Annotated in this window: 15 protein-coding genes; 2 read left to right on the forward strand and 13 right to left on the reverse strand. The window is 44.7% G+C overall.

The window, feature by feature from the left end; genetic code table 11:
* Window positions 1-85: 85 nt before the first annotated feature.
* From D8792_RS06370 to D8792_RS06390, 5 genes are all read right to left on the reverse strand, one after another.
* Window positions 86-487 carry a DUF4430 domain-containing protein gene (locus D8792_RS06370; protein WP_125373360.1) on the reverse strand — a complete coding sequence of 134 codons (402 nt, stop codon included), beginning with the start codon at window positions 485-487 and terminating at the stop codon, window positions 86-88.
* Entirely contained in the window at window positions 471-953 is a 483-nt protein-coding gene (locus D8792_RS06375) for an ECF transporter S component (RefSeq protein WP_125373361.1), read from the reverse strand. Before D8792_RS06375 ends, D8792_RS06370 begins: the two co-directional genes overlap by 17 nt.
* An 84-nt stretch (window positions 954-1037) precedes the next feature.
* Window positions 1038-1478: a GNAT family N-acetyltransferase gene (locus tag D8792_RS06380; RefSeq protein WP_005591148.1), complete on the reverse strand. Its 441-nt coding sequence runs from the start codon at window positions 1476-1478 to the stop codon at window positions 1038-1040.
* Between the two features lie 14 nt (window positions 1479-1492).
* Complete coding sequence (locus D8792_RS06385) at window positions 1493-3922, reverse strand: ATP-dependent Clp protease ATP-binding subunit (RefSeq protein WP_125373362.1); 2430 nt, start codon at window positions 3920-3922, stop codon at window positions 1493-1495.
* A 4-nt stretch (window positions 3923-3926) separates the two neighbouring features.
* Window positions 3927-4385, reverse strand: a complete 459-nt coding sequence (locus D8792_RS06390) for a CtsR family transcriptional regulator (protein WP_125373363.1) — start codon at window positions 4383-4385, stop codon at window positions 3927-3929.
* A 288-nt stretch (window positions 4386-4673) separates the two neighbouring features.
* Here D8792_RS06390 and D8792_RS06395 point away from each other — a divergent pair, with 288 nt between their 5' ends.
* Window positions 4674-5024 carry a hypothetical protein gene (locus tag D8792_RS06395; RefSeq protein WP_125373364.1) on the forward strand — a complete coding sequence of 117 codons (351 nt, stop codon included), beginning with the start codon at window positions 4674-4676 and terminating at the stop codon, window positions 5022-5024.
* 263 nt (window positions 5025-5287) lie between these two features.
* Window positions 5288-6160 carry an AraC family transcriptional regulator gene (locus tag D8792_RS06400; protein WP_125373365.1) on the forward strand — a complete coding sequence of 291 codons (873 nt, stop codon included), beginning with the start codon at window positions 5288-5290 and terminating at the stop codon, window positions 6158-6160.
* 304 nt (window positions 6161-6464) lie between these two features.
* Here the strand turns inward: D8792_RS06400 and D8792_RS06410 are convergent, their stop codons facing one another.
* The 8 genes from D8792_RS06410 to glmS all read right to left on the reverse strand — a co-directional run bounded on the left by D8792_RS06410 (window position 6465) and on the right by glmS (window position 16412).
* A complete protein-coding gene (locus tag D8792_RS06410) occupies window positions 6465-8576 on the reverse strand; it encodes an ATP-dependent Clp protease ATP-binding subunit (RefSeq protein ID WP_125373366.1) in 2112 nt (703 codons plus the stop codon).
* 431 nt (window positions 8577-9007) lie between these two features.
* Window positions 9008-9772 carry an amino acid ABC transporter ATP-binding protein gene (locus D8792_RS06415; protein ID WP_125373367.1) on the reverse strand — a complete coding sequence of 255 codons (765 nt, stop codon included), beginning with the start codon at window positions 9770-9772 and terminating at the stop codon, window positions 9008-9010.
* A 12-nt stretch (window positions 9773-9784) separates the two neighbouring features.
* Window positions 9785-10471, reverse strand: a complete 687-nt coding sequence (locus tag D8792_RS06420) for an amino acid ABC transporter permease (RefSeq protein ID WP_125373368.1) — start codon at window positions 10469-10471, stop codon at window positions 9785-9787.
* Window positions 10472-10474: 3 nt separating this feature from the next.
* Window positions 10475-11167, reverse strand: a complete 693-nt coding sequence (locus D8792_RS06425) for an amino acid ABC transporter permease (RefSeq protein WP_125373369.1) — start codon at window positions 11165-11167, stop codon at window positions 10475-10477.
* 21 nt (window positions 11168-11188) lie between these two features.
* Window positions 11189-12073: a transporter substrate-binding domain-containing protein gene (locus tag D8792_RS06430; protein WP_125373370.1), complete on the reverse strand. Its 885-nt coding sequence runs from the start codon at window positions 12071-12073 to the stop codon at window positions 11189-11191.
* A 15-nt stretch (window positions 12074-12088) separates the two neighbouring features.
* Window positions 12089-13087 carry a uroporphyrinogen decarboxylase family protein gene (locus D8792_RS06435; protein WP_125373371.1) on the reverse strand — a complete coding sequence of 333 codons (999 nt, stop codon included), beginning with the start codon at window positions 13085-13087 and terminating at the stop codon, window positions 12089-12091.
* A gap of 250 nt (window positions 13088-13337) precedes the next feature.
* On the reverse strand, window positions 13338-14387 hold the full coding sequence (locus D8792_RS06445) for an LLM class flavin-dependent oxidoreductase (protein WP_125373372.1): 1050 nt from the start codon (window positions 14385-14387) through the stop codon (window positions 13338-13340).
* Between the two features lie 213 nt (window positions 14388-14600).
* Window positions 14601-16412, reverse strand: coding sequence for a glutamine--fructose-6-phosphate transaminase (isomerizing) (glmS, locus tag D8792_RS06450; RefSeq protein WP_125373373.1), 1812 nt, complete (start codon window positions 16410-16412; stop codon window positions 14601-14603).
* Between the last annotated feature and the right edge of the window lie 206 nt (window positions 16413-16618).

Consider the following 16618-nt stretch of genomic DNA (forward strand, 5'->3'; position numbering starts at 1 on the left):
CTATTTTTCAGACACTTTAAAACTGTATCGAGGGTACAAAAAAAGAATCTAATGTCTTAAGCATCAGATTCTTTTTCTACAAGATTTATTGCTGATAGACTTCTTGATAGAATTCTAGCTTGTCTCCATCCTTGAGCGTGATTTGATTGGCGCCCTTAGGAGCCATTTCTCCATTGACCTTAAACATCCAGTAGAGACCTTTTGCTTCATCCTGAGCATGTCCGTCAATCGAAGTGATAAAACCTTCTTTTTCTTCGACCTTATAGGCCTTCTTCAAAGCATCCATCGCTGTTTTTCCTTCTTCAACAGCCACCGTTTTCTCGCTCTTCTCCTGACCTTCTGGTGCAATACTGATGCTGATTTTCAGTTCCTTTTTGACGGAAGAAGCAGCCGAACTAGGGCTGGTATCAGTTTTTGTTTGATTATTGCTACAGCCCACTAAAAAGAGAGCAAAGGCAAGCGTAAGTAAGCTAAAGATTTTTTTCATGATAAAGTCTCCTTAAAATAAAATACAAAATAGGATAAAAGAGCATGGTTGAGCAGGCATGAGCTAGATTGAAGCCTGCTCCCGCTGCCACATAGGTCCACCAAGGCATTTGATAAAGCAAAGCTGTGATACCATCAATCACAAGACCATAGCTAAAGGCTAAAAGCAAGGCCAACATACTCTGGCCAAACAAACCTAGTCGCCTATAGAGCAAATACCATAGACAAATGACCACCACAAAGGATAAGATTTGGAAAAGTACCCACGGCCCCATTCCGAAGAGGAATGAAGATACAAAGATACTGATAGACATGACTAGAAGAGAGCCCTTCAAGTCCTCAAAATCTACCAAGAGAAAATACAGCGCTGTAATCGGCTTGATATTGGGCAGGCCAGCAAAGGCATAACGAAGCACGACGCAGACAGCCGCCAGAAGAGCGATTCGAGCAAGATAACGAAGAGACACAGTTTCTGCCTTTCTAAACGATATTCTTCAGTATGATAACACGGTTCTGATTAGCCTAGCAAGAATGCTAAGTAAATCAGCTTTTTATGTATCCTGTCGAATCATCTCCGTTAGTCCTTGATCTCGGTAAAGCAGATCATTTCTAACTGAAAATCCCAGCTCCTGCCAAAAACGGTTGCCCAGTTCATTTCTTTCAAAAACGACCAGCGATACTTTATGGATACCAAGTCTTTTCACTGCTGACAAGGCCTGTTCGACCAGAGCTCTGCCTACTCCTTTTCTACGAAAATATGGATGGACAGCTGTATGATAAATGTACGCTCTACGTCCATCTGTGCCAACTAGAATAGCACCTATAAAGCTCTCCCCTTCCAAGGCAACCAGACAGGTCTCAGGATTGCGCTTCAAAAAGCGGGCAATCCCTTCTTCAGAGTCATCTAAGTTATTGAGCCCCATACCAGCGCAAGAGAGCCACAGCTGGTAAACAGAGGCATAATCCTTTTCTGTCATCACACGAATTTCCATTGCACACATCCTCCCTAAGCCATTTCAAATTTGAGTTGACCGCCTTTGACGCCAACTTTAAGCGTTTGACCAGCTGCTAAATCTCCAGTCAGGAGCAACTCAGACAGCTTGTCCTCCACCTGCGTCTGCAGGGTGCGGCGCAGTGGCCGCGCGCCCATTTCTGGATCATAACCTTCCTGAGCCAGCAATTTCAGAGCACTAGCTTGGAATTTAAGCACGATGCCTTGCTCTGCCAGACTCCTAATCAACGGTTGCACCATAATCTTGACCACTTCCTGCATATCCTCAGCAGACAGACTGTGGAAGACCACCTTTTCGTCAATCCGGTTGATAAATTCAGGGCGGTAGGTCTTTTTCAATTCTTCCAGAATGCGTTTTTCCATATTGGCCTGATCAAAGCGGATATCTCGCGCGCCAAAACCAACCGTCTTATCATCCCGCAGAGCCGTTGCCCCCAGATTGCTGGTCATGATAATGATGGTATTGGAGAAGTCCACCTTGCGGCCCTTGCTATCGGTCAACTGGCCGTCATCCAAGACCTGCAAGAGGACATTGAAAATATCTGGATGAGCCTTTTCTACTTCGTCAAAGAGAAGAACAGAATATGGACGGTTGCGCACCTTCTCCGTCAACTCGCCGCCTTCCTCATAGCCTACATAGCCTGGGGGCGCCCCGTTGAGACGACTCGCTGCGAATTTCTCCATATATTCACTCATGTCGAAGCGAATCAGGGCTGATTCATCATCAAAGAGAACTTCTGCCAAGGCCTTAGCCAGCTCTGTCTTCCCGACACCCGTTGGCCCTAAGAACATAAAGGAACCAATTGGGCGTTTGCCAGTGCGAATGCCTGATTGATTGCGACGAATAGCTCGGCTGACAGCCGAAACTGCCGCATCCTGTCCGATGACCCGCTTGTGCAGTTCTTTTTCCAAATTGAGATATTTTTTAGCATCTGTCTGAGTCAATCTCTGCACAGGAATACCAGACAAGCGACTGAGAGTCTCTAGGATATCCCCTTCTTCCACCTTCAACTTGTAAACAGTTGGCTCCTGCTCTTTTGCCAGTAGCTGACCGACTTTTTTCAACTTTCCAGCCATCAAAGCCTGATCCACAGCCGTCAAATCCGACTGTTTATAATTCTGCGGTCCTTTATTCTGCACAGTTGCACTGGCCTCATCCAAAAGGTCAATAGCAGAGTCTGGCAAATGCTTGCTGGTCAGATAGCGATGAGCATACTTGACCGCTGTTTCAATGGCCTGATCACTAATCTGCACCTTGTGGTGATCTTCATAGCTCTTTCTTAAGCCTTGTAAAATAGCAATGCTGTCGGCCACGGTAGGCTCTTCAATGGTTACTTTGGCAAAACGCCGAGACAGAGCCGCATCTTTTTCGATATGTTTCTGATACTCTTCCTGCGTCGTAGCACCAACTGTCCGCAAGGTTCCCCGAGCCAGAGCAGGTTTCAGGATATTGGCCGCATCCAAAGTCGAGTCAATCCCGCTACCAGAGCCCATAATGGTATGCAGCTCATCGATAAAGAGGATGACATAACCGTCTTCTTCGATGTCATTGATAATGTTGTTCATCCGCTCTTCAAAGTCTCCGCGGAAACGAGTCCCAGCAACGACATTCATCAAATCTAATTCCAAGACGCGCATCTTGGCAAGTTCTGCTGGAACCTGACCAGCTGCCACGCGTTGAGCCAATCCTAGTGCCAAAGCAGTTTTACCAACCCCCGCATCACCAACTAGTACTGGATTATTCTTTGTCTTGCGGCTGAGGATCTGAAGCATCCGAGAAATTTCCTCATCCCGCCCGATAACTGGTTCCAGACGACCAGCCCGGGCCAGTTCTGTCAAATCCCGAGTATAGTCTTCCAGACCACCGCTGGTTGAAGGAGGCATGCCCATCATATTTGCCATGGTTTGCTTGGCAGAGGCCGTGTTTTTATTCAGTGAACGGATCGACTTGATTTCCTCTCTGCCCCAGCCAGCACGCTGCTCTAAAATCTTTCGCAAATCACTGAATCGAGGAGCTGAACTTTTATCATCATAGCTAAAACCTGCAGCTTCTAGCACACGAGCTGCCAAGGTCCCACGGTCAAATAGCATGGTTAAGAGAAGATGTTCTGTCCCTAGGCTTTTAGCATGGACGGCTTCTGCAATCTGCCCTGCTTGAGCAAAGAGCTCCTCCAAACGGTGAGAGAAAGGCAATGAGTCAAAACCGCCTTGTTTTTGATACTCTTTTCCAGTAATGTCAAAGGCTGCTTCTTCCAGTTTATCCACTTCAATAGGGAATTCATTTAGAGCCGAGCCTGCCACGCTGTAGGGATTATTAGCCAGAGCCATCAACACTTGCCACGATTCTAAATAATCAGTAGCAAAATGACCGGCTAAAAGTTGAGCCGCCTCTAAGCTTTCTACTAAAGCTTTTGAATAATTCATATTCTTAATTTCCTTTTCTATCTAATTGCTGCAAAATTTTCCGTAACATCCTAGCTCGAATCCTCGGAGCCTCTGCTCCTAAGATAGCATCGCTGGCACTCGCTAGGAGCAGATCTCCCTCACGCTGGCTGATAATTTTTTCAGCAAAGAGCAGCTGCAAAATATCTGAAAAAACTGGCTGGCTGAGCGACTCACCGACATTGGTCAACAAATCAGACAGCATCTGGTGCCGATCAGAAAATTCAATCTTACCAATCCTGATATAGCCACCGCCACCGCGCTTGCTTTCGACGATATAGCCCCGACTCTCCGTAAAGCGTGTCTTAATCACATAATTGATCTGACTCGGAACCACCTGAAAAATATCAGCTAACTCACTGCGCTTCAGCTCGACCATGCCCGCCTGCGCCAAAATTCTTTTGATGTATTCTTCTATACTATCCGAGGTATTTTTGATGCCCATGATATACCTTTCTATCTGTTATATCTAAAAATAAGCATTCAAGTCTTCTCTAACATTGACTATCTTTGACTATTATACCGAAAAAATCTATTTTTTGAAAGAAAAAGAAGTCCCAGAAAGCTTGAAAATATCTGATAATTCAGAGTAATGAAAAAGATTGATGGACTGAGTAAATACGATTGTAAACGCTTGCTTTTTGCTTTTAAAGACTTATAATAAAGGTGTAAAAGTGTGGTATTTACACCATCAACCGTATCCAAAAAATCATTATCAAAAGGAGGTTTTCCAATGAAAATAAATTGGCTCAACTATACCCATCATGTACTTAGCTGCCTTTTTGTCACCCTGAGCATTTTGACGATTTTTTCTGCCGAGTATGTTGTTTTCCCAACGAGCCTTCTTCTAGGCTGTCTCCTCATTCCTCTGCTCTTTGAGCAGCACTTATTCAGTCGCCGAATGACTTGGAGCCTCAGCATCTTCTTTGCCATTCTTGCCTTTGCCCTTCTCTTTATCATCAAAACCAATCATATCTCCCTTAGCTATCCAGCAACAACCCTTCTTCTTTTTGTACTAGCAAGCCTGAGTTTTTCAAACTCTTTTATCCTTCACAGACATAAAGAACAAAAGGCTGCTAGATAACACAGCACAAAAAGTGTGGAAACAACATGAGCTCGAAAAAGCCATGGATTCCACACTTTTCTTATTCTATAAGGAGCTGGATGGTAGCCAAATATTCTTAAATGGTTCGTTCAAGCTGCCGGTCCAAACTAGACTTTCAGAAAATTTTCTTCTCTTTATTTTCCTACTTTCATTTTCTTTTTAATTATATTATAATAGTTGGCAAACATATTTTCCAACCTAATTTCTTTAAGAAATGATAGTATTCTACGAAGGAGGGTACCATGATGGATTTGGGCCAATTGCACAAAACTACTGAATATAAGAATCAAGGGACCCCCTATTCTCTGACGCGGACGATTACGGAAAACGGCCAGCCTGACATCCTTTTCCACTGGCACACAGATGTTGAAATCATTTATGTCCACGAAGGAAGCGCCCAATTTCATATCGACTATCATTATTTTAATAGTAACAAGGGCGATATTGTCCTGATTCGTCCCAATGCCCTCCACTCCATTCATCCGATTGAGCAGCAGCGCCACTATATGGATGCCATTAACTTTCATTTGGATTTAATGGGCTATTCGGCCATGGATCATGCTAGTATCCACTACCTCCAGCCTCTCTACAACGGACAACTGGACTTTATCCACGTCATCAAACCGACTGACCAAGCCTATGATGAAATTCGTCAATGCCTGCTGGCCGCTATGGAAACTGGTTATTGCCAAAAGAAATACTATGAATTCCAACTCAAGGCCCAGCTTAACCAGCTCTTCTACTTGCTCTTTGAGAACGACTATATCGTCTCCAAGGAGCTGTCTGCCGAGGGCTACCGCAAGGAAGAGAAAATCCGGTCTATCATCGACTATATCAATGAGCATTATCAGGAAGAACTTTCTATTGATCAGCTGTCTAGTATTTGCGGCTACAGTCCGACGCACTTCATGAATTTCTTCAAAAAACATCTGGGCGTTTCTTGCATTGAATATCTGATTCAATTCCGCCTGCGCAAGGCTGCCGAGCTCCTCCAGCACTCCACTCTGTCGGTTCTAGAAATCTCGAGCCAGTCTGGTTTTAATAACCTTTCTAATTTCAATCGGCAATTTAAAAAATACTATCAAATGACACCAAGTCAATATCGAAGAAAGTAAGAAAATCTCCAGTCAGCTGATTGGAGTTTTTTTATCTGAACACCAAGACCAAAAATGCTCCTGCTAACAAAGCTAAGACTTTGACAGGATTGACTAAAAAAGAGGCTGGGACAGAAATCGGTAATTCGTTAGAATTCGATTTCGTCGTCCCACCTCCGCACAGTTAAGTAGGGCTGTAAAAGCTGATGAAATCAGCGTAGTAGAGCTCACTCAACCACTGCGTCTTGCTCGACAATCCAAAGACAATTGAGAGGCTAGGACTTTTGTCCCAGCCTCTTTTTGGCATTTTGAGATTGCTCGGTCCTTATTCTGCTGATTTTTCACGAATCACCAAAGTTCCATCTTCCATATCTGCAGTTAAGTGCTTAGCATCTAGATTATCCAAGTGGAAGTCAGTCACCTTGTCACGAATTTGTTGCTCAATGACACGACGGAGCGGACGAACGCCCATGACTTGGTCATAACCAGCATCACGTAGGAATTCCTTAGCTGCATCAGATACTGCCAGATCAATTTCCTTCTTGCTCAAGGTTTGATTTACTTCAACCAGCATGAGATTCACAATTTCCATCAGATCTTCTTTCTTGAGATGAGAGAACTCAATCACCGCATTAAAACGATTGAGGAACTCTGGGCGGAAATAATGTTTGAGTCGATCCATCAGCTCAGGCTTTTCTGCATCCTCTTCCAGACCTGCTTCATAGCCAAAGCCTGCATTGGAAGTCGCAATGATGACCGTGTTCTTGAAGTTGACTGTGTTTCCTTGACCATCCGTCAAGCGACCATCATCCAGAACTTGAAGGAGAAGGGTAATCACTTGTGGATCCGCCTTTTCAATCTCATCCAAGAGAATGATAGAATAAGGATTGCGGCGCACGCGCTCTGTCAGAGTATTGTTGTTATCATCATAGCCGACATAACCAGCAGTCGTACCAATCAGCTTGGAAACCGCTGTGCGGTCAGAGTATTCAGACATATCCAGACGGATGATGGCTTCCTTGGTACCGAACATATCCAGAGCTAGTTGCTTAGCCAACTCAGTCTTACCAACCCCTGTCGGACCAACGAAGAGGAAGCTTCCGATTGGACGGTTGCCTTCATCAAAGCCTGCACGGTTTCGGCGGATAGCCCTAGCCACAGCTTCTACAGCCTTGTCTTGGCCAATAACCTTGGCTTTAAGACGATCATTCATGCCCTTAAGGCGCTCAATGTCGCTAGCGCCCATTTGAGATACCGGTACTCCCGTCATCCGCTCAACAGACTCTGCTACATCGTTGACTGTTGCCGTCACCTTCATGTCCTCGGTGTGGTTTTGAATTTTCTTTTCCAGCTCTTCAATGCGGGTCTTGGCATTCAGAGCTGCTTCATAATCTTCTTTTTCAACAGCCGCTTCCTGCTTGTCTTTTTGCTCTGCGATTTCCCGCTCAACCGTGTGCACATCGGTTACTGGATGTTGAGCAGCCAAATGGGCAGCAGTCACATCGACCAGGTCAATGGCCTTATCTGGCAAGCTCCGTTGTGGAATATACTGAACAGAATAATCTACAGCCGCTTTCAGCACTTCATCCGGCAGGATGACATTGTGGTGCTTTTCGTATAAGTCCCGAATACCTCGAAGAATCTGATAGGTATCTTCGGCAGACGGTGCATTGACCTTAACTTCATTGAAACGACGAGCTAAAGCTGCATTTTTGAGAATGGTATTGCGGTACTCATCCTGAGTAGTCGCCCCGATAACGGTCAATTCACCACGAGAAAGCGCTGGTTTGAGAATATCTGCCAAGCCCTTAGACCCGCTGTCTCCGCCAGTAGAACCTGCTCCTAGGATTTGATGGATTTCATCAAAGAAGAGGATAACATTGCCGGCTTCCTTGACTTCATTGACTAAGTTTTGGATATTTTCTTCAAAGCTACCACGATACTGGGTACCAGCTTCTAAGCCAGAAATATCAACAGAAATAATTTCCTTGTTCTTGATGGCCGCTGGCACGTCACCATTGACGATAGCCTGAGCCAATCCTTCTACGACAGCTGTCTTACCAACTCCAGCATCTCCGACCAGAACCGGATTATTCTTAGTCCGACGAGAAAGAATTTCAGCTGTTTCTTGGATTTCCTTATTGCGCCCAATGACTGGATCCAACTTACCATCACGAGCTTCCTGGGTCAGATTGCGACCTAGCTTAGCCAGAATGCCATCTTGCTTAGGTCCTTGAGCAACAGTCTGACCAGTCTGTTCACCTGTTCCTTGACCAGGGAGCTTGCCAGTAGCCCGATACTGAGCAAACTCTTCTGGTGTGACCTCTCTACCATTGATCAGGTAGCGACGGTGTTCGCTGTTGTAGCCACCCATGCGCCCCATGAGTTGGTTGAAAAGGTCGTCCATATTGTTAAAATTGTTGTAGTTGTTGTTCATAGCATTGCCTCACTTTTTTCATATTTCGTTTTACATAATTTTTTGTTTTCCAAAATTTCAGATAAGAAATCTTGTCCTTATCTACTATAAATATTCATTTGGAAGATTTTCTCCTATCTGTTATTTTACATAACTTATTCGATTCCCAAAAATCAAGACTAATTTAGTCTTTGTTTTTATGAGTGAATTAGATTTCTTTCAGAAGAAGATGATTTTACATAACTTTTAATCCTCCCAAAAATAATTGCCTTCCGGCTGTATTCATATCTTCTGATTAAATTCACGTAAACTTTTTTGTTTACAGTTGTAATTATACATCCTTTTTTACCTCTTGTCAATAGGTTTGAGCAAAAAAATTACATAATTTTTTTAAAATCAAAAAACTTCCTCCACATAAAAATATGAAGAAAGCTTCTCTATTTTGATACAAGTTAAATCATATATTCTACACTATAGCTGGCATCCGACAGAATGCGAGATAGAAACTGCTTAGTTCGCTCTTCTTTGGGACTGGTGAAGAATTCCTGCGGAGGATTTTCTTCGATGATGTGACCTCCGTCCATAAAGATGACATGATTGGCCACATCGCGGGCAAAGCTCATCTCGTGGGTCACAACGACCATGGTCACTCCCTCCTGAGCCAGCTGTTTCATGACACTGAGCACTTCGCCGACCAGTTCCGGATCTAGAGCCGAAGTTGGCTCATCCAGCAGGATGACATCTGGCTTGACAGCAATGGCGCGGGCAATCCCAATCCGTTGCTGCTGACCGCCTGATAGCTGAGAAGGATAGTAGTCTTTGTAGGCTAAAAGTCCCACGTGCTTCAAGGACTCTTCCGCAATCTCAAGCGCTTCTTCCCTCGGTATCTTACGAGCGATCACTAAGCCCTCTAAGATATTTTCAAGGGCAGTTTTATTGGCAAAGAGGTTATAATGCTGGAAGACAAAGGCCGTCTTTCTGCGTATTTCCAAAATCTCCTTTTTGCTGAGTTTGGCCAAATCATAGTCCTTACTAGCCAAAGTCAACTGACCACTATCCGCTTTTTCTAAGTGATTCAGACAGCGCAGAAATGTTGTTTTCCCAGAGCCTGAGGGACCCAGAATAACTACAACGTCACCTTGATTGACCTTGAGACTGACATCTGCCAGCACCTGGTGCTCTCCAAATCGTTTGGAGATATGTTTTACTTCTAACATAATCTTTCCTTCCTAAGCAAGAGCGTAGCGCTTTTCCAAGCCCCTAAACATCCACTGAATCAAGCCACAAATAATGAGATAAATAACAAAAATCACCAAGTAAGAGTCTGAATACTGGTAAGAATGGGATGCCTCTATCTTAGCCAAAGCTGTGATATCCTTGACCGTCATGACAAACACCAGCGAAGTTCCCTTGACTAGATTGATAACCAGATTGGCCAGATTGGGCAGGGCAGAGCGCAATGCCTGGGGAAAAACAATCCTCCGATAAGCTTGAAAATTGGTTAACCCAATCGCCTGAGCCGCCTCCAACTGTCCTTTATCCACCGTCAAAATGGCAGAGCGCAGGATTTCCGATAAACTCCCTGTTGTCATTAAGCTATAGATGATGAAAGCATAGTAAAGCGGATTAAACTTAAAGACGTCTACCTGACTGCCCAGACTTTTAAAAATTTGATTCAGTAAGCTAGGAAAAAGACTGTAGAAAAAGAGAATGAGCAAAATGGGCGGCGTTGCCCGAATGAAGGCCAGATAAATCACCGAAAAGGTCCGCACACCTCGAACTTTATAAATCTGTCCCAGAGCTAGAAGCAGAGCCGGAAGAAAGCTGAGCAGAATAGCCACTACCATAATGATCAGGGTTACCGGTATGCCTTTCAAAGTAACCAGAAAGGTATTTACAATATAATTCAAATCCATGCTCTACCTCTCCTTGACTGTCAGACTTTTTTCCAGAAACTGGGAAGCCAGCGAAACCACTAGAGCAATCCCCCAGTAAATCAAGGCCACCGCTGTATAGGTTTCAAGGGAATAATTGCCTAGATTACGACTGATAAGATTTTGCCCCGCTCCCATGACATCAACTGCTCCAATCGTATAGGCCAGCGCAGCATCCCGCATGAGATTAAGAAAGGCGGTAGTCAAATTGGGCAGGGCGATGCGAAAAGCCTGTGGCAGAATAATCCGAAGAAAAGTCTGCACTGGTGTCAAGCCAATACTGAGTCCTGCCTCGGTCTGTCCCTTGGGAACAGCAAGATAGGCTGCCTTGAAGACTTCTGCAATCATGGCCGCAAAGAGCAAAATCATGGTGATGATGACAAATACGGTCCGTGACCAATTGTTGATATCCAGTCCCAGCCACCACTTTAAAAACTCTGGAATGCCATAGAAGACCAAGAAGAGCAAGACAATAGGCGGTGTACACCTAAGGATAAATATATACCCTCTAGCCAGACCAGCAAAAGTCGGCTCCTCCGCAACTTGAGCCCAGGCCAACAGGCCGCCTAGCAAGGAGCCAATTAAAACCGTCACGAACATAATCCATAAAGTAGTCGGCAAGGCCTGTAACAAACCAGGCAGTAGGCCAAAAACACGGGACAAATCATAAGCGACCATACGGTCTCCTTTCTCCAGCTTTTAGTCTTTATCTACATAAGAAAAGACATCTTCACCAAAGTATTTTTCCGATAATTTAGAGAGTGTCCCATCTTTCTCCAGCTCTTTAATAGCCTTTTCATAGGCTTTGGCAAACTCCTCATTCTTTTTATCTTTATGAATGAGTGGATAGGTAGGGATACCCTTGTAAGGGAACCAACTCAGCTGATCCGCATACTGATGGTAGGAACCTGCCTTGTCTGTGACAGCTTTTTCAAAGGACAATTTGATATCAAAGAAGGAATCATAGCGACCTTCCAAGACCCAAGCATAGGCATCCGCTATCTGAAAAGACTCTGCTGCGGTCAACTCAATTGGGCTAGCGCTGTGCTTTTTGTTGTACTCTTCAATCACTGTCCATTGAGCATTCTGTGGTGAAATCGGCACCAATTTCCCTTTTTCTTTGGCAAAATCATCAATATTTTTAAATTTATTTGCATCTGCTTTTCGAATGGTGAAGCCGATGATACTAGCTCCGATAGGACTTTCTGGAATGATGAACTTCTTCGCCCGCTCTTCAGTGTACCAAGCTCCCTTGGTTCCGATATCATATTTCCCAGATTCCAAACCAATCAAAAGATCTTCGTCACTGGTGCCAGTATATTCGAACTGATAATCTGGCAATTTTTCATCAATGGCCTTGAGTACTGCTACTTCATACCCATCTGACTGGCCTTTTTCGTCCAAAAAGTCGTAAGGAACGTAGTTTTGCGTATGAGCTACTTTTAAAGTCGTGACCTTGTCACTGCCTGATGCAGAGCTGCTCGTCTTGCTGGATGAAGCCCCCGTCAAGGTCCGTCCCAAATAAGTCGCAGCGACAATAGCAATCACAGCTACTCCACCGATAATCCATTTTTTCTTGCTCATTCTTTCGTCTCCTTTTTATGCTAAACTCGCTGCTTGGCGAACCCACTCAATCCGCTCTGGATCAATATCGCTTGGGATGGTGCAGTCAGCCCCGATAATCAAAGCATCCTTGCCAGCCTCTGCTATCAAGCGCTTGGTTTCATTTTGAATAGCTTCTTGGCTACCTGTGTAGAGCAAACCAGTCTTGCCATTTTCAAAGCCACCGAGAACAGTGCGACCACTGAATAATTTGCGACCTTCTGCCAAACTGATACCTTCTGGTCCAACTGCCCAGTTGATGACCTGAGCTGGATAATCTGTGAAAAGATGAACGTCGTTTCGTGCGCCTTCGTAGCCACAAATATGCAGAATATTCACTCCGCCAGCCGCATTGGCTGCTTCCAGCACCGCTAATTCACTAGGAGCAATGTAAGCCTTGTAATCTTCGACCGACACTCTCGCATCCTGAATACTCTGAACGCTGAGGTAAATTCCATCCGCATCAGCTTCCTTGATAATGCGTTCTGTCAGAGCCGCGATATCTTGAGCAATCACATCCAGCACCCGCTTTGTCACTTCCGCATCCTCTGCTAGAAAATCTGCAATGATGTCATCTCCTCCAGCAACCTTGCCAACCAGCCATTTAAAGTAGGTTACCGGCGCAAAAATATTGTAAATAGCGACCAAGTCCTCTGTGAAGCTAGCCCTAATCTTCTGAACCAGCTCCACCTGCTCACTAATCCAAGGATGGTCGGCGCCTAAAGGCTCGATATCTGCCAAGTCCTTGATGGATTGAACTTTTTTCAAGCGCTCGTTCGGATAGGCAAAATAACCATCGCTCATCAGTTTGACAAAGTCTGGCTTGACTTCTGTTAGAAATGTTTCATGGCCTGCCAGATTTTTCTCAATAATAGTCTGATTGCCAAAACCAGCCAGCCACTCATCCTCGCTGGTAAAATGATGCCAGAAACCAACTGGCACTCGATCAACTTTTTCCCCCTTAAAGGCTTTTAAAACCAACTCTCTTTTAGACATATCTTGCTCCTTTTCAATTTGATTGCTATTATCATATCACTGAAAAGTAAGCTTTCCAAATATATATTTCCTATCAGCCCGATTAAAAATATTTATAAGAGTAAATTAAAAAAGCTAGCTCGAACTAGACTTACCAAGGTTTTTCAGCTTTCGATGAAAAAACTGTTTCCTCACCATTTTTAGAAAGTCAAGATATATATTTTCTATGGGATAGATAAACAATCTTTATCAAAAGACCTCTACTTCGATCTTACTTACCCTTAGCCGCAAAATACTCCCGCACAAGCGGTGCAACCTTGGTGCCAAAGAGTTCGATAGACTGGAGAACCTGCTCATGCGGAAGCGATCCCAACGGCAGATGCAGCATGAAGCGGTCCAATCCCAGCTCCTCTATCATCTTGATCAATTTCTGAGCGACCTTTTCAGGGCTACCGACAAACATGGCCCCCTCTGGCCCTACCTGATCTAGATATTGCTCATAGGTCATCTCCCGCCAGTGAGGGCGGTCTTTAGAGATAGCGTCCACTACCTGCTTGGTCGGATGGAAGTAAGTCCGGACTGCCTCCTCATTGTCCTCCATGACCCAGCCCCAAGAGTGGGCAGCGATCTTCAACTTTTCATCTGAGTGGCCACTTTCCCGTCCAATCCGGCGATACGCATCCAGCAAGGGCTTGAAGCGCTTAGGCTGTCCACCGATAATGGCATACGCAATTGGCAGGCCTTTCTGGGCGACCTTAATGGTGGACTCGACATTGCCTCCCGTCGCTACCCAAACTGGCAATGTTTCTTGCACAGCCCGTGGGTAGACTTCCCGATTATCAATAGTTTGCGTCAGCTTTCCCTTCCAATTTAACCGCGTCTCGGCACTGGCATAGAGGAGCAGATCCAATTTTTCATCAAAAAGCTCTTCATAATCCTTCAAGTCATAGCCAAAGAGCGGAAAGGACTCGATAAAAGATCCACGGCCAGCCATGACCTCTGCTCTGCCATTTGACAAAGCATCAATCGTCGCATACTGCTGGTAGACTCGGATAGGATCCAAGCTCGACAAGACACTGACAGCACTGGTCAAGCGAATCTTCTCTGTCTTGACCGCACCAGCCGCCAGCACAATCTCCGGTGCAGAGACGGCAAAGTCCTCTCGATGATGCTCTCCAATGCCATACACGTCCAGTCCCACCTTGTCTGCCAGCTCAATCTCTGCTATCAGTTGCCGAATGCGTTCATCATGAGTATAGATCTGCCCAGTCCCCTCTAGCAGCGTTGTCTCTCCAAAAGTAGAAATACCTAATTCCACCATGTTTTGTCCTCCTGACATTTAAGATAAAAATATTTTATCGCTAATTAGTGATATATACAAAAATGATGCTCAACCTATTGTCCATCTGCATAGAATAACATGGTTTTATCATGATAGAAAGAGACTTCCAAAGAGCACCATCACCAAAATACCACACCAAAAGCCCCAGAAAAATCTGAGGCTTGGTATTCTTATCGAGATTCATTAAGATGGTTATTCTACCGTTACAGATTTAGCGAGATTGCGCGGTTTATCTACATCCAAACCGCGGTGCAGAGTTGCAAAATAGGCAATCAATTGAGTCGGTACTACCATAGAGATTGGTGACAGGTAAGGGTGAACTTGGCTCAGGACAATATCGTCTCCATCCTTAGCCACATTTTCCTCCGCAATGGTCAACACCTTGGCTCCACGCGCCACAACTTCAGAAACATTTCCGCGAGTATGGCTAGCCAAAACCTCGTCTGAAAGCAAAGCTAGAACAGGGGTTCCCTCTTCAATCAGAGAAATAGTACCATGCTTAAGCTCTCCTGCCGCAAAGCCTTCACACTGAATGTAGGAAATCTCCTTAAGCTTAAGGCTGGCTTCCATCGCCACATAATAATCCTGACCACGACCGATATAAAAGGCGCTGCGAGTTTCTTCCAACAAGTCACGAACCTTGCTTTCGATCAGTTCTTTTTCAGAAAGAGTAGACTCGATAGACTGAGCTACGATAGACAGCTCATGAACCAAATCAAAATTCTTGGCTTTTTCGTTGCCATTGGCATCACCAACCGCCTTGGCCAAGAAAGCTAGGGCAGCGATTTGTGCAGTGTAGGCCTTGGTTGAAGCCACGGCAATTTCTGGTCCAGCATGGAGAAGCAAGGTATGCTTGGCTTCACGAGACAAGGTTGAACCTGGCACATTGGTTACTGTCAAGCTAGGAATGCCCAATTCATTGGCCTTGACCAAGACTTGACGACTATCAGCTGTCTCACCAGATTGGCTGATAAAGATGAAAAGTGGCTTCTTGCTCAGAAGAGGCATAGCATAGCCCCATTCTGAAGAAATGCCCAGCTCAACTGGCGTATCCGTCAACTCTTCCAGCATTCGTTTAGAAGCGTAACCAGCATGATAAGAAGTTCCAGCAGCAATGATATAAATGCGATCCGCTTCTTGGACTGTCTTGATGATGGCAGGATCAATCAGCATCTTATTATTTTCATCCGCATAAGTGCTGATCAGCTTACGCATCACGGTCGGCTGCTCATCAATTTCCTTCAGCATGTAGTAAGGATAAGTGCCTTTGCCGATATCGGACAAGTCCAGCTCAGCAGTATAGCTACCACGTTCAAGAACATTGCCTTCGTAGTCTTGCACTTCTACGCCATTAGCCGTCACGATAACCAACTCTTTATCATGGATTTCCATATATTCGCTGGTCTCACGAATCATAGCCATAGCATCGGAGCAGACCATATTGTAGCCTTCGCCCAAGCCGATCAAAAGCGGAGATTTGTTTTTGGCAACATAGATCATAGAAGGATCTTGGGCATCTACTAAGGCAAAAGCGTAGGAACCTTCGATAATGTGAAGAGCCTTGCGGAAAGCGTCAAGAACAGATAGACCGTCTTCTTCCGCGAATTTCCCAATCAAATGAACTGTAATTTCTGTATCTGTCTGCCCTTTAAAATCATGGCCAGCAAGATAGTTATTTTTGATATCCAGGTAATTTTCAATCACACCGTTGTGAACCAAAACAAAACGGCCTGTCTGAGAAGTGTGAGGATGGGCGTTATTCTCACTTGGTTTTCCGTGGGTTGCCCAGCGGGTATGACCAATACCTGTTGAACCTGCTACATCCATGCCAATCTTAGCACGAAGATCTGCAATCCGACCAACAGACTTGACCAGACTAGATTTTTCTCCTGTTGTCACAAAAATTCCAGCCGAATCATAGCCTCGGTATTCTAACTTTTCAAGTCCTTGCATCAAAATATCTGTTGCATTGCGGTTTCCCACAACTCCGACGATTCCACACATAGATTTATTTCTAGCCTTTTACTGGCAAAAAGCTAGTTCCTCCTTTATCGAAAATTGGTATAGTCTTATTTATCTTTTTATCGAGAGACAAAGACATTATACACACCGATTTGATATTTGTCAACATAAAATTGGTATAGTTTGACAAAGAAGAAAGCTAATCTGAACTCGACCTAAAATATTAGTGAAACAAAAAATCTCCCCGA

Origin of the sequence: Streptococcus cristatus (assembly GCF_003943505.1) — a bacterium.
Classification (GTDB): Bacteria; Bacillota; Bacilli; order Lactobacillales; family Streptococcaceae; genus Streptococcus; species Streptococcus cristatus_E.